Origin of the sequence: Rhodococcus sp. Q1 (assembly GCF_004153645.1) — a bacterium.
GTDB classification, from domain to species: domain Bacteria; phylum Actinomycetota; class Actinomycetes; order Mycobacteriales; family Mycobacteriaceae; genus Rhodococcus; species Rhodococcus gordoniae.
In genome coordinates, this window is record NZ_SDMJ01000001.1 from 936,085 (window position 1) to 956,487 (window position 20,403).

The following is a 20,403-nucleotide window of genomic DNA, read 5'->3' on the forward strand; positions in this document are numbered from 1 at the left end:
CGGGAAGGTACTTTCACGTGCAACCACCCCGGCTCACAGGAGCCGGGGTGGTTGCATCGAAAGGAAGAATCAGGGAGTGTCGGGGTCGAGGGCGTCCTTGACCTTGCCCACGAGTCCTTTCTCCGTCCCAGTGCGGCGGAGCGGGGCTTTCCCTGGGACCCGTCGTAGGTCGCGTACAGCTTCGGGTCCGGTGGCGGTGCGCTCGCGACATCTCCCAGCGGGACAGGGTCGGCGAGGAACGACATGGGTGTCGTGCCGTCGGGTCCGGTGCCGTGCGCCCAGCGTCCCTGATCCGCGGCTGCTCCGTCCGACAGATGCCACAGGCTCGACGCATGTTCGGAATGTTCCTCGTCGAACAGCGCGTTGGGTGCGATCGGGCTCGGTTCGATGCCGTCGGCCTTCAATTCCTCGATGGCGGCCCAGGGTGGTGGCTACGACCTCGAGTTGACCTACCCGCGGATCGCGCGTCCCGGGCTCGATGTTCCGTGGTCGGTGAAGGTGCATCGCGACGGGGGTTCGAGGGGGAGATCGTCCTCGCGATCGACACGTCCTACTTCGAGATCCTCGAGATGCGAGGGCGCCTGCCCGAACCGGCGTCCGAGACCGCGGGCAACGGATTGGTGCATCTGACCTTCGATCCGCCACCGGGTGACGAGTTCACCTTCGCGCTCGACGTTCGGATCCGCGCCGGGAAACAGTGGGGCGAATCGGGCTCCGTCTCGGTGATGGACGGCGAGAACTCGGCAGTGACAATTTATTTCGATACCTGGTTGGTGCCCTGATGGAGATCGTGATCCGCGCGCTCGTCCTGTTCCTGTTCCTGTGGGGAATCACCCGCCTCGTCGGTCGTTCCACCGTCGGTGAACTCAGTACATTCCAGCTCGTGCTCTTCGTGGCGATGGGTGATCTCGTACAGCAGGGCATCACCCAGGACGACGTGTCCGTGACGACCGCGGTCCTCACCATCGGCGTCTTCGCCGTCCTGACCTTGGGTCTGGCGACCATCAACGCCCGGTACCCGAGGATGCGCGGGATCACCCACGGTGTCCCGGTCGTGATCGTCGAGGACGGCGAACCGGACATGCAGAACCTGAAGCGGGAACGCCTGTCCCTCGACGACCTTCTGGCCGCAGCGCGGCAAGAAGGGATTCGCCGGTTCTCCGACATCGAACTCGCAGTGCTCGAGACGAACGGCCGGGTCTCCTTCTTCACCCGCAGGCGCGCGCAGGACGGCGCGCCGGAGGAGCCGGACCCGGCGTGAGGACGGCCGTCAGTCGGTGCGACGTCCCGTCAGGGCATCGCGCAGACGGTCCACCATGCCGATCCCCGGGCCTACCGTCTTGTGGAACAGTTCGGAATGAGGCGCGGACGGATGCGGTCGGGTCGGCGCCAGCTTCTTGGCGGCCTGTACCTTGGTGCCCACCTCCACGAGCGTGTCGTGCCCGAGGTGTGCCCTCAGTGCCGGAAACTGCTCGGACTCTTCATCGTTCGCGTGGTGGCGTAACAGACTCTCCAGCTTCTTCACCAGGGACGTGAATTCGGCACTCGACGCATCTGCACCCTCGAGTTGCTTCATCACCTGCACGATCTCGTCGTGCTCCTGCTTGTCGTGTTCGACGGCTTCCGTCCCCCCGGGTAGGTGTTTCTCCATTTCCGGATAGACGAACATCTCCTCGGCGACCGAGTGCCTCATCACCTCGGCGATCGCGGCGTCGGTGAGATCCCGGCGCTCGTCCGCATCGAGAGTGGTCTCTGCTCGGCCCAGAAGCTCGAGCATCTCTCGATGGTCGTCGGTGAGGATGGTGACGACATCCGTGTTCTCGTGAGCGGGTTCGTTCATCGTTGTCTCCTTCGAATGGTCAGGATCGTCCGGTATCGCCGGTCTCGGCCGACTCGTCCTCGCCTTCCGCCTGGTCCGGCTGCCGCGGGGCCTTCGAGAGGAGGTTGTCGGGGTCGGCATCGGGATCCTGGGCCGGATCGTACGAATCGGCGGAACCTTCTGTGCTGCTCATGTATGAAGGGGTTCACCGGTGCCGATACCGGCAAACACAGGGATATCGGCGGAACGCAGGGGAGGCGGGAGCCGTGGACGAACCCCGGTCGATGAGGGCGTGGCGAGTGACCGAGCCCGGCCCCGTCGCCGGTCACCCGATGAGCTTCGAATCCGTCCCGCTTCCGGAAGCAGGCGCGAACGATCTGCTGGTGCGCGTGCTGGCGTGCGGTGTGTGCCGCACCGACCTGCACGTCGCCGAAGGTGATCTCCCCGTCCACCGGGCGGGGGTCGTCCCCGGGCACGAGGTCGTCGGGGTCGTCCATCGGGTGGGCGAGGCGGTGGAGGGGTTCGCCCCCGGCGACCGCGTCGGGGTGGCATGGCTGCGGTCGACATGCGGGCGGTGCCGCTACTGTCGCCGGGGCGACGAGAACCTCTGTCCGAATTCGAGATACACCGGTTGGGACGACGACGGTGGATATGCCGAGTTCGTCGCCGTGCCGGCGGCGTTCGCGCTACCGCTCCCCGGCGGATACGACGACGTCGAACTCGCTCCGCTGCTCTGCGCCGGCATCATCGGCTACCGCGCCCTGAAGCGCGCATCCGTCCCGGACGGGGGCAGGCTCGGTATCTACGGCTTCGGCGGTAGCGCCCATATCGCTGCGCAGGTCGCCATGGCGAGAGGTGTCGAGGTCCACGTCATGACGCGGAGCGAGGACGCGCGGACCCTCGCCCGCGAGCTCGGGGCCGCGTCCGTACAGGGTGCTGCGGACGCGCCACCGGTGCCTCTCGACGCCGCCATCCTCTTCGCGCCCGTCGGAGACCTCGTGCTGCCCGCGCTGGAGGCGCTCGACCGCGGTGGCGTCCTCTCGATCGCCGGCATCCATCTCACCGACATCCCGCAATTGAACTATCGATCGCACCTGTTCCAGGAGCGCGAGATCCGGTCGGTCACGGCCAATACCCGCGAGGACTCCCGGGAGTTCCTCGGCTTCGCCGCGAACCACCACATCAGGGTCGCGACGATGCGGTACGGGCTCCCCGACGCCGACCGTGCACTGGAGGATCTCGCAGGCGACCGCGTGCGAGGCGCTGCCGTCCTCGTCCCTTGAGAGTTCGGAGATCGATACTGCTCGGATACGCCCGAGATCACCAAGTCGGGACTTTCTCCCCTACGGCAGAATCCTGTCCGGGGCGACGATAATGGTGTCGGACCCAGGAGGGCCCCTCGGACTTCTCACCTACGAGGAGATGAGGACAATGTCGACATCATCGGCTCACTCTGCAATGCACACCCATCCCGATATCGTCGAGATGCGCGAACGCTACGACCGGATGGGCGAACAGCCCACAGTCCAGGTCACCGACGGATTGATGATGGTCGCCGGGCTGTATGCGGCGGCATCCGCGTGGATCATCGGATTCGCCGACCAGACGGCACTCGCCACCACCAATCTGATCTGCGGGCTCGCGGTCGCACTGCTCGCCATGGCACTCGGTTCGGCCTACGGCCGCACCCACGGCCTGGCGTTCATCGCGCCTCTGCTCGGTCTGTGGCTGGTCGTTTCGCCGTGGCTGGTCAGCGGCGTCGATACCAGCACCTCCATGATCTGGTCCCACGTCATCGTGGGTGTGATCGTGTTCGTCCTGGGCGTGGCCACGGCCGCGATGGGAACCGGTCTGATGGACCGTTCACGCTGACCGGTTCGGTGCAGTAACCCCGGGCGGTGCTGCCGGCTGCAATTCTGAACCGGCAGCACCTGGCCGGGTGCGGCGTCCGGACGCCGCTTCCGGCTACCGGGGGCAATACCCCTCGCTCGAACGCTGCAACCCCGTATTGCGCAGCGGTGGAGGCCGCTCTACCGAACAGGGGACGATGCGCCAGGAGGTCCGGAACTGAGCACCGTGCGCATTCATCGGGTGTGCTGTGGGTCACATCTGATCGAAATGAAGCACTGAAAAATCTTCTGTTGACGAGTTCGCCTAGCCCAATCGACTATTGCTGTACCAAATGACGCGATCGAAGCGGCGCAGACACAATCGGACGCCGCGACGAAGGACGGTGGTACGCAATGACCGAGACCGTGATCCGCGAGAGCGAACGAGTCCCGTACGACCTCGACGACCGATACCGCTCGGGGTCCGGCACCGTGCTGCTCACCGGTGTCCAGGCGATCGCCCGCCTGTTCGTCGAACAACAGGTGCGTGCCATGCGGGAGGGCCGCCGGGTGGCGACCTTCGTCTCCGGATATCAGGGCAGCCCCCTCGGCGGTCTCGACAAGATGCTCCACGGCATGCCGAAGGTCCTCGCCGAACACGACATCACCTTCGTGCCCGGATTCAACGAGGAACTCGCCGCCACCTCCGTGTGGGGAAGCCAGGGGCAGCTCGGCGCCGGCACACCGACCCACGACGGCGTCGTCGGCGTCTGGTACGGCAAGGGCCCCGGCCTCGACCGCGCCACCGATGCCCTGCGCCACGCCAACATGTACGGGGTGAACCCGAACGGCGGCGTGCTGCTCATGGTGGGCGACGACCCGGCGTCGAAGTCGTCGACCGTCCCCGCCGTCAGCGAGCGGTCCCTCGCCGCGCTCGGCATCCCGGTGCTGTTCCCGCGCAACGCCGCCGAGATCGTCACGATGGGCCTGCACGGCGTCGCGCTCTCGCGCGCCTCGGGATGTCTCGTCGCCCTCAAGATCGTCGCGGACGTCGCCGACGGCGCGTGGTCCGTCGACGGCTCCATCTCCGACCTGCCCATCACGGTCCCCGAGGTCGAATGGGAAGGAAAACCCTTCGTCTACACGCAGCGCCCCATGGCCGCGCCCGGCGACAGCGTCATCGCCGAGGCCGACCTCTACGGCCCGCGCTGGAAGGTCGTGCAGGAGTACGGCCGTCTCAACGGCCTCGACGTGATCGAGGTCGATCCGACGCAGGCCCGCGTCGGCCTCGTCGCCACCGGCACCGCCTTCGACGCCCTGCGTCAAGCCCTGCTCGACCTCGGCGTCGACGACGCCGCGCTGCACCGCGCCGGCATCCGTCTGCTGCGCATCGGCATGCCGTACCCGATCGGACCCGAGATCGTCCGCGAATTCGCCCGCGGCCTGGACGAACTCATCGTGGTCGAGGACAAGACCGCCTTCGTCGAGACCCAGATCCGCGAGATCCTCTACGGCACCGCCGGCGCCCCGCGGATCGTCGGCAAGAAGGATGCCGACGGCCGGCCGCTCGTGCCCGTCGACGGTGAGCTCACCGCCGGTCGTCTGCGCGGCCCGCTGCGCCGCGTGCTGCGCGGCCACGTCGAACTCGGTCCCGCACCCCTGCCGCAGCTGTCGCTCGAGGTGCTGTCGACCGCGCGCACCCCGTACTTCTGCAGCGGCTGCCCGCACAACCGCTCCACCGCCCTTCCCGAGGGGTCGATCGGCGGTGGGGGCATCGGCTGCCACACCCTGGTCACCCTGTCCGGCCGCAAGGACAGCGCCGTCACCGGCCTGACACAGATGGGTGGCGAAGGTGCGCAGTGGATCGGCCAGGCGCCGTTCACCGACATCGGTCACATGTTCCAGAACCTCGGCGACGGAACGTATTTCCACTCCGGCCAGCTCGCCGTGCAGGCATGCGTCGCCGCCGGGGTGAACATCACCTTCAAGCTGCTCTACAACGACGTCGTCGCGATGACCGGCGCACAGGACGCCGAAGGCGCCCTGAAGATCCCGGCGCTGACCCACAAGCTCACCACCGAGGGCGTCCGCAAGATCATCGTCTGCTCCGACGAGCCGAAACGTCTGCGCAAGCGCACCCTCGCCCGCGGAACAGAGGTCTGGCACCGCGACCGGCTCGACGAGGCGCAGAAGCTGCTGCGCGAGATCGAGGGCGTCACCGTGCTCATCTACGACCAGCACTGCGCCGCCGACGCCCGCCGCCAGCGCAAGCGCGGCACCCTGCCCGCCCGCACCACCCGCGTCGTCATCAACGAAGCGGTGTGCGAGGGCTGCGGCGACTGCGGTGTCAAGAGCAACTGCCTGTCGGTGCAGCCGGTGGACACAGAGTTCGGTTCCAAGACCCGCATCGACCAGACCTCCTGCAACACCGACTACTCGTGCCTCGACGGCGACTGCCCGTCGTTCGTGACCGTCGAGACCTCGCCCGGCAAGCCCGAGCGCCGCACGGCGCCGACCCCACCGCGGGTTCCGGACGCCGTCGTCGACACCCCCACCGGGACGAGCAACGTCTTCCTCGCGGGCATCGGCGGCACCGGCATCGTCACTGTCAACCAGGTACTCGCGACGGCCGCGCTGCGCGCCGGCTTCGAGGTGGAGTCGCTCGACCAGATCGGCATGAGCCAGAAGGCCGGTCCGGTGGTCTCCCACCTGCGGTTCGCCGCCGACGGCCTCGAGCCCGGCAACCGGGTCGGACCGGGCGGTGCCTCCGCTCTGCTCGCGCTCGACCTGCTCACCGCGACCGAGCCGAAGAACCTCGCGTACGCCGATCCCGCCCGGACCGTCGCGGTCGCGTCGACGAGTCGCGTCCCCACCGGCGACATGGTGTACGACCGCTCGGTCCGGCACCCCGACGAACAGGACCTGCTCGCCCGCCTCGACACCGCGACCCGCACGACCGTCTCGTTCGACGCGCTCGCCGCCGCGCAGGAACTGTTCGGCGAGACCTCGGCCGCGAACTTCCTCGTCGTGGGCGCCGCCCACCAGCTCGGCGGACTGCGGATCCCGGCCGCCGCGATCGAGGAAGCGATCGAGATCAACGGTGTCGCAGTCGCGACGAACCTCGCCGCCTTCCGCTGGGGCCGGGTGGCCGTCGCCGATCCGGCCGCCTTCGCCGCCGCGACCGAACCGGCCCGCGCGGAGCGTGCCGCCACCGTCGCGCCGGAGCGGCTGTTCGCCGGCGCCACCTTCACCGGTGAGGTGGAGCGGCTCGTGCGGATCCGCGCCGCGTCTCTGATCGACTTCCAGAACGAGGCCCTGGCCGCGCGCTACATCGAGCAGGTGCAGTCGGTGTGGGAGGCGGAACGGCGCGTCACCGAGCGCACGGAGTTCAGCGAGGCCGTCGCCCGCGGGCTCTTCAAGTTCACCGCCTACAAGGACGAGTACGAGGTCGCCCGGATGCTCGTCGACCCGGCCTTCCTCGACGAGGTCCAGGGCCAGGTCCCCGGCGGCCACAAACTCACCTATCGCCTGCACCCGCCTGTGCTGCGTGCGCTCGGCCGGGACAAGAAGGTCGGATTCGGACCGAAATCGCATGTCGCGCTGAAGGCCCTGGCCAAGGCCAAGCGTCTGCGCGGTACCAAGCTCGATCCCTTCGGCTACGCCCACGTCCGGCGCGTCGAGCGTGCCCTGCTCGCCCACTACACCGCCACCATCCGGCGGCTCGCCGCCGACCTGGACGTCGATTCCTACGACCGCGCCGTGGAGATCGCGGCACTGCCCGACACGGTGCGCGGTTATGAGGACGTCAAGCTCCGCTCCGTGGAGCAGTACCGGACCCGTCTCGCCGAACTCGGCGTCGACACCGAGTTCTGAGCCGCCACCGACTTCCGATTCGTACAAGTCTTCTGCTGGAAAGGAACACACGCGTGACCACCTCGATTGCCGCCCACCCCGACACCGGACCCGCCTCGGGAGTCTTCGGCCGATCCCGCCGCCTCACCGACCGTCCGCACGAGCAGGTCGTCTTCCATCAGGACGCCGAAACCGGACTGCGAGCGATCGTCGCGATCCATTCCACGGCCCTCGGCCCGGCCCTCGGTGGAACCCGCTTCTACCCGTACGCAGACGAGGCCACGGCCCTCGAGGACGTGCTGCGCCTGTCGTGGGGCATGACCTACAAGGCGGCGGTGTCGGGTGTGGATCTCGGCGGTGGCAAGGCCGTCATCATCGGCGATCCGAAGACGGACAAGAACGACGAATTACTCGCCGCCTACGGGCGATTCGTCGAATCCCTCGGTGGTCGCTACATCACCGCCGCCGATGTCGGAACCCGCGCGGAGGACCTCGACGTGGTGGGCCGGCACACCGCCCACGCGGTGGGGCGCACCGTCGCGGCCGGTGGATCCGGCGACAGCTCACCGCTCACGGCCCTCGGTGTCTTCCAGGCCATGCGGGCGGGGGCCCGGACCGTCTGGGGTGAAACGACTCTCGCGGGTCGCACGGTCGGCGTCGAGGGGCTCGGGAAGGTCGGATACGAGCTCGTGAAGCTGCTCGTCGCCGACGGGGCCGAGGTGATCGTCTCCGACGTCAACCCCGCCGCCGTCGCCCGGGTGCTCGACGAGTTCCCGGCGCAGGTCACCGACAGTGTCGTCGCCTCCTCCGCCGAGGTGTACGCGCCGTGCGCGCTCGGCGGCACGCTCACCCCGTCGACGGCGTCCCTCCTCGACGCGCGGCTCGTGTGCGGTGCGGCCAACAACCAGCTCGCCGTGCCGGAGGTGGAGAACATCCTCGGTGAGCGCGGAATCGTCTGGGTGCCCGACTATGTCGCGAACGCGGGCGGCCTGATCCAGGTCGCCGGTGAGGTCGACGGATCGGACGTCGAGGTCGTCCGCGGACGCGTGGAGTCGATCTTCGACCGCACCACCGAGATCTTCGACGTCTCCGGCACTCTCGGCGTCACGCCGGGTGCCGCCGCGAATCGGATCGCCGAGCGTCGCATCGATACTGCCTGATCCGCACAGGGGAACAAGGGGAGGCGCCGCGCGGTGCCTCCCCTTCTCGTGTCTTCGGGCCGTGCTGTCGGTGTCGGCCGGGCCGTCAGGGGTTGCCGGGCGAGGACGAGCGGCCGTGTCCGGCGTCGCGGGTGATGTGTTCGACGAGCGGCTGGGTCCGGTACGGGATCGGCGTGGTGAGGGCGAGAGTCGTGGTGGTGTGGGCGACGCCCTCGATGGCGTGGATGCGTTCGAGTACCAGCAGCAGATCTTCCTGGGATTGCGCGGCCATCCGGATCAGGAGGTCCTCCCGGCCCGTCGTCGCATGTACCTCCAGGACCTCCGGAAAGCGCCCCAGCTGGGCGATCACGTGACCCATGCGGGCCTGCACGAGCTCGGCACCGATGAACGCCTGCAGCGGCACGCCCAGCTTCGGCAGGTCGACGACCGGCCGGTATCCGGTGACGGCACCGGACTCCTCGAGTTTCTTGATCCGCGACTGCACGGTGTTGCGGGCGACGCCGAGTTTCGCCGACAGGTCGACGATCCCTGCGCGGGGGTTGCGAGTGAGCTCTCCGAGGAGAGCTGCGTCGAGCCGGTCGAGACTGAACACGATGACACCCTTTCCGTTGTGATGCGCGTCACTGCTCGAGCATAATGCTCAGCCGAGCAGAAAGATATTGACACTTCATCAGCCAGTGCCATGATTGCTGAATCAAATGCTCATGCAAACACGCACTGCTGCAACGTAATGCATCGCGCGACGTGAGCGACATGCCTTCCCTGCCCGGACCGGGCGTGGCGGGCGCCGCAATCACCCCGAGGAGCACACAATGCCCGGAGTCGGCATCTGGCGGACCAAATCCGTCGAACAGTCGATCGCGGATACCGATGAACCCGGTTCGCGGCTACGACGAGAACTCACCGCCAAGGATCTGACCGTGTTCGGCGTCGCCGTCGTGGTCGGCGCCGGAATCTTCACCCTCACCGCCCGCACCGCCGGCAACCTCGCCGGACCCTCCATCTCGCTGGCGTTCGTCCTCGCCGCGATCGCCTGCGGCCTCGCTGCGCTGTGTTACGCCGAGTTTGCGTCCGCCGTACCGGTCGCCGGCAGCGCCTACACCTTCTCCTACGCCACCTTCGGTGAATTCGTCGCCTGGATCATCGGGTGGGATCTGATCCTCGAATTCGCACTGGCCTCCGCGGTCGTCGCCAAGGGATGGTCGATGTACCTCGGGGGCATGTTCGGCGGCGACGCATCGATCGACCTGGGGCCGATCACGGTGGACTGGGGGTCGCTGCTCATCGTCGGCGCCATCACGATCATCCTGGCGATCGGCACCAAGGTGTCGTCGCGGGTCTCCGCCGTCGTCACCGCCATCAAGGTCGCGGTGGTCCTGCTCGTCATCGTCGTCGGCATCTTCTACATCGACAAGTCCAACTACTCGCCGTACGTTCCGCCGGCCGAGGAATCGCAGAGCGCTGCGGCCGGCATGCACCAGTCGCTGTTCTCGGCGCTCACCGGCGCCGGTGGCAGCACCTACGGCTGGTACGGACTCCTCGCCGCGGCGAGCCTGGTATTCTTCGCCTTCATCGGTTTCGACGTCGTCGCCACCACCGCGGAGGAGACGAAGAACCCGCAGAAGGCATTGCCTCGCGGCATCTTCGGCTCGCTGGCGATCGTCACGGTCCTCTACGTCGGCGTCACGCTCGTGCTCACCGGCATGGTGAAGTACACCGATCTGCGTACCGGCAGCGAACTGGTCGGTGACGGCAGTGCCACGCTGGCCACGGCCTTCGAGGCGCACGGCATCACCTGGGCGCAGATGGCCATCAACATCGGCGGTCTCGCCGGCCTCACCACCGTCGTGATGGTGATGATGCTCGGCCAGACCCGCGTGCTGTTCGCGATGTCCCGGGACGGGCTGGTCACCCGCAAGCTCGCCGTCACGAACCACAAGGGTGTGCCCGTGCGCATCACCTTGATGGTCGGTGGTGTCGTGGCCGTCCTCGCCGCGGTGTTCCCGATGGGTGTGCTCGAGGAGATGGTCAACATCGGCACGCTGTTCGCCTTCGTCCTGGTCTGCGTCGGCGTGATGGTGCTCCGTCGCACCCGTCCCGACCTGCCCCGTGGATTCCGGGTGCCGCTCGTGCCGCTGGTCCCGATCCTCGCGGTGCTCGCCTGCGGCTGGCTCATGCTCAACCTCTCGGTCGAGACGTGGATCCGGTTCACCGTCTGGATGGTCCTCGGCGTGGCGGTCTACTTCGCCTACGGCCGGCGCAAGTCGGTGCTCGGGCAGCGGCTGAAGCTCGAAGCGGCCCAGCGGGAAGCCGTGCAGCACGAGACGAAGGAACCGGAACCGGTGTAGATCCGTCGCCCCCGAGCCCGCCCGCGCCGAACAGGTGCGGGCGGGCTCGTGTGTTCGGGAGGTTGCGGATACCGGCCAGGAGGAGAGCGGACGCCGTCCGGTCGCGACACCGAACGGAGGGCGAACCGAAGTGAGATCTATGCACGCCGGTGAGCAGATTGATCTATGCTGTGATCGGCGCCGCAGAGACGAGGGTCACAGGGCTCGCCGGACGTTTCGTTCGAATACAGGACGAATTCCGTGTCCGGCACCGACTGCCCTTGGATCTGCCCTTGTCGTCGGGGAGGCCGACAGGGGAAGGCCCCGCCAGCGATTCGAGGGGAGGAGCCGGCGGGGCCTCGCGCTGTATCTCCTGTGTCGGGGAGGACTTTCGGGAGACACGGCCACCTACGCCGTGGCCGCCTTGGAGCTTAGGTGACGACCTGGGCGGTCGTCCAGAGTCGATACTGAAACGAGACCTGAGAAATTTTCTCGGGCTCGAACCGAGATGTTCATCCTGCTTTGCGGCGGAACGAGTCCGTCTCGGCATCGCCCCTGGCCGGAAAGACGGCGGTGGGCATGGCGCGGGACTCGTCCGGATGCCCGCGGTACGACGACGGTCGCGGCGCGCGCCGACGCCGTCGACGGTTCCGCAACGTCCAGAATCCCCAGGCGGCGATGCACACGCCCACTCCGGAGAGCAGGTCTGCCTCCGTCAATCCGTGGTTCGGCGTCACCGAGTACAGCACGCGACCCTCGAGGGGGCCGTTCATCAGTACCCAGAGTCCGGAGGCGACGAGCGCAGCCGAGCTCGACAGCAGATGCGGGCGCGACAGGCACCAGGTCGACGCGGCGAACAGCGAGCACATCGCGACGAGCGAGTAGAACACCGCGTTCTGCACGGTCGACTCCTCTCGCTCCAGCCGGATATCGATCCACTGTACTGGCGGAGGCGCCGGGGATACCGAGTCGCAGGTGGTGACTCTCGCAACAGGGGTATCAGAGCAACGACAGGAGTTGCGGGGTGACCGTCGTCAGGGCGAGTGGCCGGTCGGGAGACGCCCTACTCCGGGCGCGGTGTCTCCGTGAACGAGTCGCGCTGCTCGACCATCCACACCGGGGCGATGAAGATGCCTTCCGCCTCCACGCAGATTCCCTCGGCGTCGGCGACGTGCCCGACGACGAACGCCTTACGCCCCTCGACGCGGTCGAGTTTCGCCTCCACGTGTACAGCGCCGAGGGGAGTGCGTTTGCGGTAACGGATGGTGAGCGTGCCCGTCATCCCGGGGTGTCCCGAGAGGCGCGCGGCGTCACCGAGGATCTGATCGAGCAGTAGCGCGGAGACTCCGCCGTGGACGTGCCCGGCCGGTCCCTCGTAGATCGGACCGAGGTGGATGTCCGCCCGTACGCGGCCGTCGGCGTCCTCGTGGAGCTCGCCGATCGGCGCGATCGCGTTGCGCAGACCGATTGCGGCGTTGCCCCAATTGCGGAAGCGGCCGGAGTCGTTGAAGCGGGTGCCGTACGGGCCGTCCTCCCGGTCGCGTTCGAGGATCTCGCGGGCGGCAGCGAGGTGTTCACGTGCCCGCGCGACGTCGTCGGCGTCCGCGCGCGTCTGCAGTGCGAGCTGGATCAGCTCACGCACGTCCTCGGTGAGCGGGCCGTAGGTGGCCTTCTGCCGGTCGATTTCCTCGTCGGACAATCCGTCGTCGACGTAGAGCTCGAGCATGGAATCGGTCATCAGGGTCTCCGGGATCGTGAGCGTGGTGAAGGAAAGCAGTCGACCGCGCGCACTGTCGGTGAGTCAAGCTCCGCTGCCGCTGCGCGGGAACTCCGCAGGTTCCGTGGAACGGACCGATCGGTACGAAAGTGGGTGAACCCGTCATGGGTGGGAACAAAATGAGAGAACCCCGTCGGCTAACGAGGGGAGGGGCCGACGGGGTCCGTCCGTGCCGAGTCAAAAGGGGAGGAGACCCGGCACGCTTTGTTGCGAGGAGCAACAACGTCTTTACGTTATCGACGATTGTGTCATCTGCCAACCTGGCCTATGGGTGATCGACGGGGTGAAATTCGCCCGATCCGCACCCCTGGCGAGCGTCGTAATACAACCGTACCGTTCGCTTCTGCGTGCGCGGGTATGCGCCGGACAGGAGTCGGTGGTCGTGGCCGTAACCATCCGCAAAGGCCGTGACAGCATCACCAAGCGAGTGCTGCTGGGAAGGCCGCTGCGAAGCGACACGCTCGGCCACACGCTGCTGCCGAAACGGATAGCCCTGCCGGTCTTCGCATCCGACGCCCTGTCGTCCGTCGCCTATGCGCCGGAGGAGATCTTCCTCGTGTTGTCGGTGGCGGGCCTGTCCGCCTACGCATTCTCCGGGTGGATCGGTCTCGCGGTCGCCCTCGTCCTCGTCGTGGTGGTCGCGAGCTACCGGCAGAACGTGCATGCCTACCCCTCCGGCGGCGGCGACTACGAGGTGGCGACGAAGAACCTCGGTGCGATGGCCGGCCTGACGGTGGGCAGCGCGCTGATCGTCGACTACGTGCTGACGGTCGCCGTGTCGATCTCGTCGGCCGCCCAGAACATCGGGTCGGCCGTCCCCTTCGTCGAACACCACAAAGTGCTGTTCGCCATCACCGCGATCACACTCCTCACCGCAGTCAATCTGCGCGGACTCCGCGAAGCCGGAACAGCTTTCGCCGTGCCCACCTACGCCTTCATGTTCTGTGTCGGGGTGATGCTTGTCTGGGGTTTCGTGCGTCTCGTCGTGTCCGATGTCCCTCTACGCGCCGAGTCGTCGCACTACGAACTCGCCGCCGAACAATCCCACCTGGCCGGACTGGCCTTCGCCTTCCTCCTCGCCCGCGCGTTCTCGTCGGGATGCGCGGCCCTGACCGGAGTGGAGGCCATCAGCAACGGGGTTCCGGCCTTCCGGAAACCGAAATCACACAACGCCGCCACCACCCTGCTCATGCTGGGCGCCATCGCGATCACGCTGCTGATGGGCATCATCGTCCTCGCCGAGCGACTGGGGGTCGTCGTCGCCGCAGATCCCGCCACGCAGTTGAGCGGAGCACCGGCCGGATATCACCAGAAGACACTGATCGCGCAGGTCGCCGAAACGGTCTTCACCGGTTTCCCGCTCGGCTTCTACCTCGTCACCGCCGTCACCGCATTGATCCTCGTCCTCGCCGCCAATACGGCATTCAACGGGTTCCCGGTTCTCGCGTCGGTGCTCGCGCAGGACAAACACCTGCCGACTCAGCTGCGCACCAGAGGCGATCGGCTCGCGTTCAGCAACGGCATCGTCTTCCTGGCCCTCGGAGCGATCGTGCTGGTATGGATGTTCGACGCCGAGGTCACGCATCTCATCCAGCTCTACATCGTCGGTGTGTTCGTCTCCTTCACGTTGAGCCAGACCGGCATGGTTCGTCACTGGACGCGACTGCTGGCCACCGAGACCGACTCGCGTCACCGCCGGAGGATGCAACGCTCGCGCGTCATCAACGGTGTCGGGCTCGCGATGACGGGGACCGTCCTGATCATCGTGCTCATCACGAAATTCCTCGCCGGCGCGTGGATCGCCATCCTCGCCATGGTGAGCGTGTTCGTGACGATGCGGGCCGTCAACCGCCACTACCGACGCGTGGCGGTCGAACTCGACCCGGCCAACTGGGACGGTCTGTTGCCCAGTCGCACGTATTCGATCGTGCTCGTAGCCAAGCTGCATCACCCCACGCGTCGCGCGCTCGCATACGCCTCGGCCACCCATCCCGACACGCTCGAGGCGATCACCGTCGACGTCGACGAGGAGGACACCCGGAATCTCGTGCGCGAATGGGAGTCCAGCGACATCACGATTCCCTTGAAGGTGCTGGAGTCGCCGTACCGGGAGATCACACGACCGGTGCTCGAGTACGTCAGGCGGGTGCGGGGCAACTCACCACGCGATGTGGTCACCGTCTTCGTCCCCGAATACGTCGTGGGGCACTGGTGGGAGAACCTGCTCCACAACCAGAGCGCGCTGAGGCTCAAGAGTCGCCTGTTGTTCCAGCCCGGCGTGATGGTGACGAGCGTGCCGTGGCGGCTGCATTCTTCGGAAGCGAAGTAACCGAGCGCGACGGGCTGCGCTCACCGAAGTTCACATACCGATCCGGCCGTTCCAGTCGCTGAGGTCAGTGCCAGTCGCCCTGACGCCCGAGGGTCTCGACGGGAGTCGCGCCGGGTCGGGTCCATTGCGGCGCCGGGCGGCTCGTCTCACCCCATGTCGCGTGCCCCTCGGCGTCCGTACGCCAGAACCAGCACGGGTCGTCTCCCTCCGGCCGGCCCTCGGGCTTGTCCTCCCATCTCTCGCCACGCCCGTACGGGGTCATGTCGAGCAGGCCGGCGGAACTGTTGGCCCGTTCGGTGCCGCGACCCGTCGTGGAGTAGGTGAGGAAGGTCCGGTCGCCGTCCCGGAGATAGGAGGTGAGACAACCCATCGCTCCGCCCACGGGTTCGTCGATGTCGCGCACCGAATACCAGGGTTGGGTGTATCCCATGAACTCGACGAACGCGGCCACTTCCTCCCAGGTACCCGTGGTCACGAACGCGAGCGAGACGCCGCGGGCCTCGAGGTACACGGCGTCGCGGACATGCCAGGCCGTGGTGGTGCACCCCTCGCACTGTCCTTGCGGGGGTGCACCGTCGTACCACATGTGTTTGTAGACGACGAGTTCGTTGCGGCCCTGGAAGAGGTCGAGGAAGGGGACCGGGCCGCCAGGTCCTGCCACCTCGACCGTGCCGTCGAACTCCACCATCGGCAGGCGGCGGCGAGCCGCGGCGATGGCGTCGCCTTCCTTCGTGTGGGCCTTCTCCCGGAGCAGGAGCTCGTCGCGTGCGGCCTGCCAGGTGGCGAGGTCGACCACGGGTGGGCGGCCGGATCGCGGTGTGGTCATGATGAGCTCCCGGATGATCGGACGGATTACACGCGGCTCGGTTGCAGCACGTCGCGGAGCACGGCGGCGAACGCTTCCGGGTCGCCGGGCATGCCCTGCTCGGCGCCCATGAAGCCGCCGTGGTCGCCGGGGAACAGCGTCGGGATGGTGCCGAGCCGGTCGGCGAGCGCTGCGGCGGTCCGCCCGCACAGTTGACGGGCCGACTCGCGGCCACCCGCGACGACGATGCGCGTCGACGCGCTCGCGAGAGCGTCGAGATCTGCGCGGTAACCCGTGCACGACATCCAGTTCTGGCTCAGCAGTACGTCGTCGCGGGTCCCGTCGTCCTCGGTGGGCAGCCCGAAGTCGGAAGGGTTCGGCGACGGGCGACCGAGATGGTCGGAGGTCAGCTCGCCCTCATAACTGATCAGGGCGATGAACTTCGCCATGGCCGGGCCGAGGCCGCTGCGCTGGTAGGTGTCGTGGATGTCGTCGCGCACCGCTTCGGCCGAGGCGCGATCGGGCAGCAGTTCGAGGATCGGCGGTTCGTGGGCGACCAGCGTGCGCACCTGCTCGGGATGCCGCGAGACGAGTTCGAGCGCGTTGACAGCCCCGCCGCTGCTGGCGAAGACGTCGACGGGGCCGAGATCGAGTTCGACGAGGATCCGGTGCAGGTCGTCGGCGTGCAGGGCGGGTGTGGACTGCAGCGACGTGTCGGTGCGCGTACCGCGACCCGTGCCGCGCGGGTCGTAGGTGATCACCGTCCGGTCGTCGAAGCAGGAGGCGAGGCCTGTGAAGCCGCTCGCGTCCATCGGGGATCCTGCGAGAAGCAGCGGCGTGGCGCCGCCGGGGACGGGGCGGACGTCGTAGACGAGGGTCGCGCCGGGAAGGTCGATCGTGCGGGTGACGAGTTCGGGCATGTCGGCTCCTTCGAGTTCGGTGACCATACCGACCCGTGCCGACCGGAAAATTCATCGCACACACGACCGCGTCCGCACCCGTATCGGATGCGGACGCGGCGTGCGCTGGCTCAGTGGATGCTGTCCGGTGTTGTGGGCAGTCCGCCGAGGGGGAGCGCAAGAGATCCGAAGTGCATATGTGTTCCTCCTGTCGTTCGGGAATCCGGACTGCGTCCGCACCGGGACGCTGACGGAGGAGTACCCGCCGCTGCGCCGTGAAACCCTGCCGGCGGTCGAGAACTCACTTCGTTACGTTTTCGTGCCCTCGGGAAGGTTCTGCGCGGTGGGGCAGGGTCGGGGTCTGCGACTCGCTCGACCACGGGATGCCGCGCATCGGTCACCTGCGACTGCAGAACATTCCGCTGCCGGAGTGGGCGTTTGCGCGCATGGGTGCCGGGAATCCGTATCCATGGCAAGCATGGAACCGTTTCTCCCGATCAAGCACACCGGCTCGAACGAGATCGACGCGGCCGATCCGGGTCCGGGTGCGCCCGGCAGCGATCCCGGACCTATGCCTTCGGGCGAGCAGGTCGACCCCGAGATGGCGGAACGGGAGAAAGAAGAATTCGAGAAGCGAATGTCCGAGAAGCGCCGCGAGAAACCGGTTTTCCGAGCTCCCGAGGTGCATCCGGATTCATCCGGGCGATGACCGAACCGCGCCCGCACACAGGGGGGAGTGCGGGCGCGGAGTCGATCTACGGCTGTCAGAGAATGACGCCCAGGGCAGCGAGCAGGCCGACGAGGGTGAGACCGAGGGATCCGAGCAGCATGAGTACCTCCATTGTTGTTCGTACACTGGCATGTCCACGAGGGACTGTGCGGAAGTGGACGTGTCCGAAGACGTTTCCGTTCACTTCCTTCTCATACGTCGCAACCGTCCCATTTGTTGTTACCCCGCATCAACAGCTGTGATTGTTTTGTGATCTTGAAGTCCGATTCGCCCGAAATATCGTCACTTATGGGCGTTTTGAGCCTTTCCTCGTTCGATCACGGAAGCTCGCCGCTCCGCGACCAGCGACGGGGAGAACTCCTGCATCCACGCCTCCGACGTCTGCTGCTCCACGCGCAGAGCGGGTTCGACGACGTGCTCTTCCGCGCGTCGATACGACGCGAGCAGTGCCCGCACACCGGGCTGATCGTTGCCGGCGACCGTCCGCGCGACCTCCAGTGCCGTATCGAGGAGTTCGTCGTGCGCGACGACCTGCGTCACCAGACCGACGCGTAATGCCTCGTCGGCACTCACGAAGTTGCCGGACAGGCTCATGCGACGCGCGAAACCCGGACCTACGGCTGCGGGCAGGCGCTGGGTGAGTCCCCAGCCCGGCAGGACACCGACGCGCGCGTGGGTGTCGGCGAACCGGGCGCGCTCGGACGCGATGAGGAAGTCGCACGCGAGCGCCATCTCGAGGCCGCCGGTGATGGCAGCGCCGTTCACCGCGCCGATGATCGGCTTGGAGATCGGCGTCCACGGGTGACCGACCGGGAGGCCGGCGCCCGAGACCAGCGAGAGGTTGCCGCCGCTCTCTCCGAGTTCCTGCAGGTCGAGTCCGGCGCAGAAGGCCGGATCGGTGCCGGTGAGGATCACGACGTTCGTATCGTCGTCCGTATCCGCTGCGGCGACCTCGGTGCGCAGTGCGTCGATGAGCGCCGAGCTCAGCGCGTTCCGCGCCTGCGGCCGGTTGAAGGTGAGGATGCGGACGGCGTCGCGCTGCTCGACGAGCAGGACCTCTTCGGAAGTCATGGCCCGACAGTATCCGCAACCTCGGTGGATCCGACCCCGCTCGTTCACCGAGTGCACCGTGGATGCGCACCGCTGAGCGGATGCCCCGGAACGTGATCCGCATTCCACGTCCGACCCCGGGCCGACGCGCCGAAACGAGGTTCGCCCCTGCAACACGCGGGGCGAGCCCCGTTTCACCGCGCGAAAGGTGACCGGGAGATCGGTGGAACGCCGATTGTCCCGCTGGGCTGAAAAGCTGTGTCGCCGGACACAGTGCGGTTCCTAGTCTCGGCTCATCCGAGGAAGGGAACCGGCAACAATGCAGTCGCTCGCCTGTCACACCTGTGACGCTCGCGTGCTCGTCGCGAAGTACAGCCCCGCTCATACCAGCATCCAGTGGTCCGACGAGGCCCGGCAGTCGTGCCGTGAGATCGCGGCCGCCTCCGCGGTCGGTCCCGGTGCCTACGTGATGCGGTGCGAGGCACTCGACCGCACGGTGGACGAGGCCGTGTCCGACGGTGTGATCCGGACCGGCCACCGGGTCGACCCCGCCATCGCTCCTCTCGCTTCCACGGAGGCGGCCACCCCGGCCCGGTGACCGCCGTTCGTCTTCACCCCTCTTCAGCCCCTTCACTTCTCGTCAGCGCAGGAGAAACCATGACCGTCCCCCAGGAGCGGATCGAGATCCGCAACATCGATCCCGGTACCAATCCCACCCGCTTCGCGCGCGGATGGCATTGCATCGGCCTCGCCAAGAATTTCCGTGACGGAAAGCCGCACCAGGTCAAGGTGTTCGGCACCGACCTGGTGGTCTTCGCCGACACGGCAGGAAAGCTGCACGTGCTCGACGCCTTCTGCCGGCACATGGGTGGCAATCTCGCGCGCGGGGAGATCAAGGGCGACACCATCGCGTGCCCGTTCCACGACTGGCGCTGGAACGGCCAGGGCCGTTGCGAAGCGGTTCCGTACGCGCGCCGCACGCCGAAACTGGGCCGCACCAAGGCGTGGACGACGATGGAGCGCAACGGCGTTCTCTTCGTCTGGCACTGCCCGCAGGGTAGTGAGCCCACTCCCGAACTCGCGATCCCCGAGATCGAGGGCTACGAGGACGGGCAGTGGAGCGAGTGGACGTGGACGACCATCCACGTCGAGGGCTCGCACTGCCGCGAGATCGTCGACAACGTCGTCGACATGGCGCACTTCTTCTACGTGCACTACCAGATGCCCGAGTACTTCAAGAACGTCTTCGACGGGCACATCGCCGGCCAGCACATGCGCTCCTACGGCCGTGACGACATCAAGACCGGCGTGCAGATGGATCTGCCGGAGGCGCAGACCATCTCGGATGCCTTCTACTACGGCCCGTCCTTCATGCTCGATACGATCTACACGGTCGCCGAGGGCACGACCATCGAGTCGAAGCTGATCAACTGCCATTACCCGGTGACGAACAATTCGTTCGTGCTGCAGTTCGGCACCATCGTCAAGAAGATCGAGGGCATGTCCGAGGAGCAGGCCGCCGAGATGGCGACGATGTTCACCGACGGTCTCGAAGAGCAGTTCGCCCAGGACATCGAGATCTGGAAGCACAAGTCCCGCATCGAGAATCCGCTCCTCACCGAGGAGGACGGCCCGGTCTACCAGCTGCGTCGCTGGTACAACCAGTTCTACGTCGACCTCGAGGACGTCACGCCGGACATGACGCAGCGTTTCGAATTCGAGGTGGACACCTCTCGTGCGCTCGAGTCGTGGCAGCAGGAGGTCGAGGAGAATCTCGCCGGTTCTGCGGAGTGATCCGATGATCCGTCCCGTCGCCTGCGGCGGGA

Annotated in this window: 19 protein-coding genes and 1 pseudogene; 11 read left to right on the top strand and 9 right to left on the bottom strand. The window is 67.1% G+C overall.

From position 1 onward, the window contains the following. Nucleotides 1-69 precede the first annotated feature (69 nt). Nucleotides 70-419 (bottom strand): annotated as a pseudogene (locus tag EQ874_RS23415) (catalase); the annotation flags it as partial. A gap of 66 nt (nucleotides 420-485) precedes the next feature. Between EQ874_RS23415 and EQ874_RS04425 the strand changes: the two are divergent. Together EQ874_RS04425 and EQ874_RS04430 are read left to right on the top strand one after the other, a co-directional pair. Then, nucleotides 486-782 carry a hypothetical protein gene (locus EQ874_RS04425; RefSeq protein ID WP_242496637.1) on the top strand — a complete coding sequence of 99 codons (297 nt, stop codon included), beginning with the start codon at nucleotides 486-488 and terminating at the stop codon, nucleotides 780-782. After that, the gene (locus EQ874_RS04430; RefSeq protein ID WP_016931901.1) at nucleotides 782-1,261 is read left to right on the top strand and encodes a YetF domain-containing protein; all 480 of its coding nucleotides are present in this window, start codon (nucleotides 782-784) and stop codon (nucleotides 1,259-1,261) included. The genes EQ874_RS04425 and EQ874_RS04430 overlap by 1 nt, the downstream gene beginning before the upstream one ends. Before the next feature lie 9 nt (nucleotides 1,262-1,270). On the opposite strand, the gene EQ874_RS04435 is transcribed toward EQ874_RS04430, so the two are convergent. Together EQ874_RS04435 and EQ874_RS22835 are read right to left on the bottom strand one after the other, a co-directional pair. After that, the gene (locus EQ874_RS04435) at nucleotides 1,271-1,840 is read right to left on the bottom strand and encodes a hemerythrin domain-containing protein (RefSeq protein WP_129975791.1); all 570 of its coding nucleotides are present in this window, start codon (nucleotides 1,838-1,840) and stop codon (nucleotides 1,271-1,273) included. A gap of 19 nt (nucleotides 1,841-1,859) precedes the next feature. Further along, a complete protein-coding gene (locus EQ874_RS22835; RefSeq protein ID WP_165369195.1) occupies nucleotides 1,860-2,012 on the bottom strand; it encodes a hypothetical protein in 153 nt (50 codons plus the stop codon). A gap of 91 nt (nucleotides 2,013-2,103) precedes the next feature. Between EQ874_RS22835 and EQ874_RS04440 the strand changes: the two genes are divergently transcribed. The 4 genes from EQ874_RS04440 to EQ874_RS04455 all read left to right on the top strand — a co-directional run bounded on the left by EQ874_RS04440 (nucleotide 2,104) and on the right by EQ874_RS04455 (nucleotide 8,660). Next, nucleotides 2,104-3,102: a zinc-binding alcohol dehydrogenase family protein gene (locus tag EQ874_RS04440; RefSeq protein ID WP_129976006.1), complete on the top strand. Its 999-nt coding sequence runs from the start codon at nucleotides 2,104-2,106 to the stop codon at nucleotides 3,100-3,102. A gap of 175 nt (nucleotides 3,103-3,277) precedes the next feature. Further along, a complete protein-coding gene (locus tag EQ874_RS04445; RefSeq protein WP_064851748.1) occupies nucleotides 3,278-3,691 on the top strand; it encodes an SPW repeat protein in 414 nt (137 codons plus the stop codon). Between the two features lie 371 nt (nucleotides 3,692-4,062). After that, nucleotides 4,063-7,521 carry an indolepyruvate ferredoxin oxidoreductase family protein gene (locus EQ874_RS04450; RefSeq protein WP_129975793.1) on the top strand — a complete coding sequence of 1,153 codons (3,459 nt, stop codon included), beginning with the start codon at nucleotides 4,063-4,065 and terminating at the stop codon, nucleotides 7,519-7,521. A 53-nt stretch (nucleotides 7,522-7,574) separates the two neighbouring features. After that, on the top strand, nucleotides 7,575-8,660 hold the full coding sequence (locus EQ874_RS04455; RefSeq protein WP_207213471.1) for a Glu/Leu/Phe/Val dehydrogenase: 1,086 nt from the start codon (nucleotides 7,575-7,577) through the stop codon (nucleotides 8,658-8,660). A gap of 85 nt (nucleotides 8,661-8,745) precedes the next feature. Here EQ874_RS04455 and EQ874_RS04460 read toward each other — a convergent pair whose 3' ends face one another. Next, on the bottom strand, nucleotides 8,746-9,252 hold the full coding sequence (locus EQ874_RS04460) for an Lrp/AsnC family transcriptional regulator (protein ID WP_016933667.1): 507 nt from the start codon (nucleotides 9,250-9,252) through the stop codon (nucleotides 8,746-8,748). A gap of 220 nt (nucleotides 9,253-9,472) precedes the next feature. Between EQ874_RS04460 and EQ874_RS04465 the strand changes: the two genes are divergently transcribed. Further along, nucleotides 9,473-11,008, top strand: coding sequence for an amino acid permease (locus EQ874_RS04465; protein ID WP_129975795.1), 1,536 nt, complete (start codon nucleotides 9,473-9,475; stop codon nucleotides 11,006-11,008). 491 nt (nucleotides 11,009-11,499) lie between these two features. Here the strand turns inward: EQ874_RS04465 and EQ874_RS04470 are convergent, their stop codons facing one another. Continuing rightward, nucleotides 11,500-11,889, bottom strand: coding sequence for a hypothetical protein (locus EQ874_RS04470; RefSeq protein WP_129975797.1), 390 nt, complete (start codon nucleotides 11,887-11,889; stop codon nucleotides 11,500-11,502). A gap of 161 nt (nucleotides 11,890-12,050) precedes the next feature. Next, a complete protein-coding gene (locus EQ874_RS04475; RefSeq protein WP_129975799.1) occupies nucleotides 12,051-12,725 on the bottom strand; it encodes a PaaI family thioesterase in 675 nt (224 codons plus the stop codon). 421 nt (nucleotides 12,726-13,146) lie between these two features. Here EQ874_RS04475 and EQ874_RS04480 point away from each other — a divergent pair, with 421 nt between their 5' ends. Continuing rightward, complete coding sequence (locus EQ874_RS04480; RefSeq protein WP_129975801.1) at nucleotides 13,147-15,093, top strand: APC family permease; 1,947 nt, start codon at nucleotides 13,147-13,149, stop codon at nucleotides 15,091-15,093. A 64-nt stretch (nucleotides 15,094-15,157) separates the two neighbouring features. Here the strand turns inward: EQ874_RS04480 and EQ874_RS04485 are convergent, their stop codons facing one another. Together EQ874_RS04485 and EQ874_RS04490 are read right to left on the bottom strand one after the other, a co-directional pair. Further along, nucleotides 15,158-15,919: a DUF899 family protein gene (locus EQ874_RS04485; RefSeq protein ID WP_129975803.1), complete on the bottom strand. Its 762-nt coding sequence runs from the start codon at nucleotides 15,917-15,919 to the stop codon at nucleotides 15,158-15,160. A gap of 26 nt (nucleotides 15,920-15,945) precedes the next feature. Beyond that, complete coding sequence (locus EQ874_RS04490) at nucleotides 15,946-16,818, bottom strand: alpha/beta hydrolase (protein ID WP_129975804.1); 873 nt, start codon at nucleotides 16,816-16,818, stop codon at nucleotides 15,946-15,948. Nucleotides 16,819-16,996: 178 nt separating this feature from the next. On the opposite strand from EQ874_RS04490, the gene EQ874_RS23100 reads away from it, so the two are divergent. After that, on the top strand, nucleotides 16,997-17,506 hold the full coding sequence (locus EQ874_RS23100; RefSeq protein ID WP_242496638.1) for a hypothetical protein: 510 nt from the start codon (nucleotides 16,997-16,999) through the stop codon (nucleotides 17,504-17,506). Nucleotides 17,507-17,809: 303 nt separating this feature from the next. On the opposite strand, the gene EQ874_RS04500 is transcribed toward EQ874_RS23100, so the two are convergent. Beyond that, on the bottom strand, nucleotides 17,810-18,598 hold the full coding sequence (locus EQ874_RS04500) for an enoyl-CoA hydratase (RefSeq protein WP_129975806.1): 789 nt from the start codon (nucleotides 18,596-18,598) through the stop codon (nucleotides 17,810-17,812). 298 nt (nucleotides 18,599-18,896) lie between these two features. On the opposite strand from EQ874_RS04500, the gene EQ874_RS04505 reads away from it, so the two are divergent. Next, complete coding sequence (locus EQ874_RS04505; protein WP_016933467.1) at nucleotides 18,897-19,175, top strand: hypothetical protein; 279 nt, start codon at nucleotides 18,897-18,899, stop codon at nucleotides 19,173-19,175. A 59-nt stretch (nucleotides 19,176-19,234) separates the two neighbouring features. Then, nucleotides 19,235-20,371 (top strand): Rieske 2Fe-2S domain-containing protein, encoded by a 1,137-nt coding sequence (locus EQ874_RS04510; RefSeq protein WP_064063564.1) that lies wholly within the window; start codon nucleotides 19,235-19,237, stop codon nucleotides 20,369-20,371. The last annotated feature ends 32 nt before the right edge of the window (nucleotides 20,372-20,403 follow it).

Coding starts and splice junctions, on each gene's coding strand:
- EQ874_RS04430 (WP_016931901.1), top strand. CDS start 782: ATGGAGATCGTGATCCGCGCGCTCGTCCTGTTCCTGTTCCTGTGGGGA.
- EQ874_RS04435 (WP_129975791.1), bottom strand. CDS start 1,840: ATGAACGAACCCGCTCACGAGAACACGGATGTCGTCACCATCCTCACC.
- EQ874_RS22835 (WP_165369195.1), bottom strand. CDS start 2,012: ATGAGCAGCACAGAAGGTTCCGCCGATTCGTACGATCCGGCCCAGGAT.
- EQ874_RS04440 (WP_129976006.1), top strand. CDS start 2,104: ATGAGGGCGTGGCGAGTGACCGAGCCCGGCCCCGTCGCCGGTCACCCG.
- EQ874_RS04445 (WP_064851748.1), top strand. CDS start 3,278: ATGCACACCCATCCCGATATCGTCGAGATGCGCGAACGCTACGACCGG.
- EQ874_RS04450 (WP_129975793.1), top strand. CDS start 4,063: ATGACCGAGACCGTGATCCGCGAGAGCGAACGAGTCCCGTACGACCTC.
- EQ874_RS04465 (WP_129975795.1), top strand. CDS start 9,473: ATGCCCGGAGTCGGCATCTGGCGGACCAAATCCGTCGAACAGTCGATC.
- EQ874_RS04475 (WP_129975799.1), bottom strand. CDS start 12,725: ATGACCGATTCCATGCTCGAGCTCTACGTCGACGACGGATTGTCCGAC.
- EQ874_RS04485 (WP_129975803.1), bottom strand. CDS start 15,919: ATGACCACACCGCGATCCGGCCGCCCACCCGTGGTCGACCTCGCCACC.
- EQ874_RS04490 (WP_129975804.1), bottom strand. CDS start 16,818: ATGCCCGAACTCGTCACCCGCACGATCGACCTTCCCGGCGCGACCCTC.
- EQ874_RS04500 (WP_129975806.1), bottom strand. CDS start 18,598: ATGACTTCCGAAGAGGTCCTGCTCGTCGAGCAGCGCGACGCCGTCCGC.
- EQ874_RS04505 (WP_016933467.1), top strand. CDS start 18,897: ATGCAGTCGCTCGCCTGTCACACCTGTGACGCTCGCGTGCTCGTCGCG.
- EQ874_RS04510 (WP_064063564.1), top strand. CDS start 19,235: ATGACCGTCCCCCAGGAGCGGATCGAGATCCGCAACATCGATCCCGGT.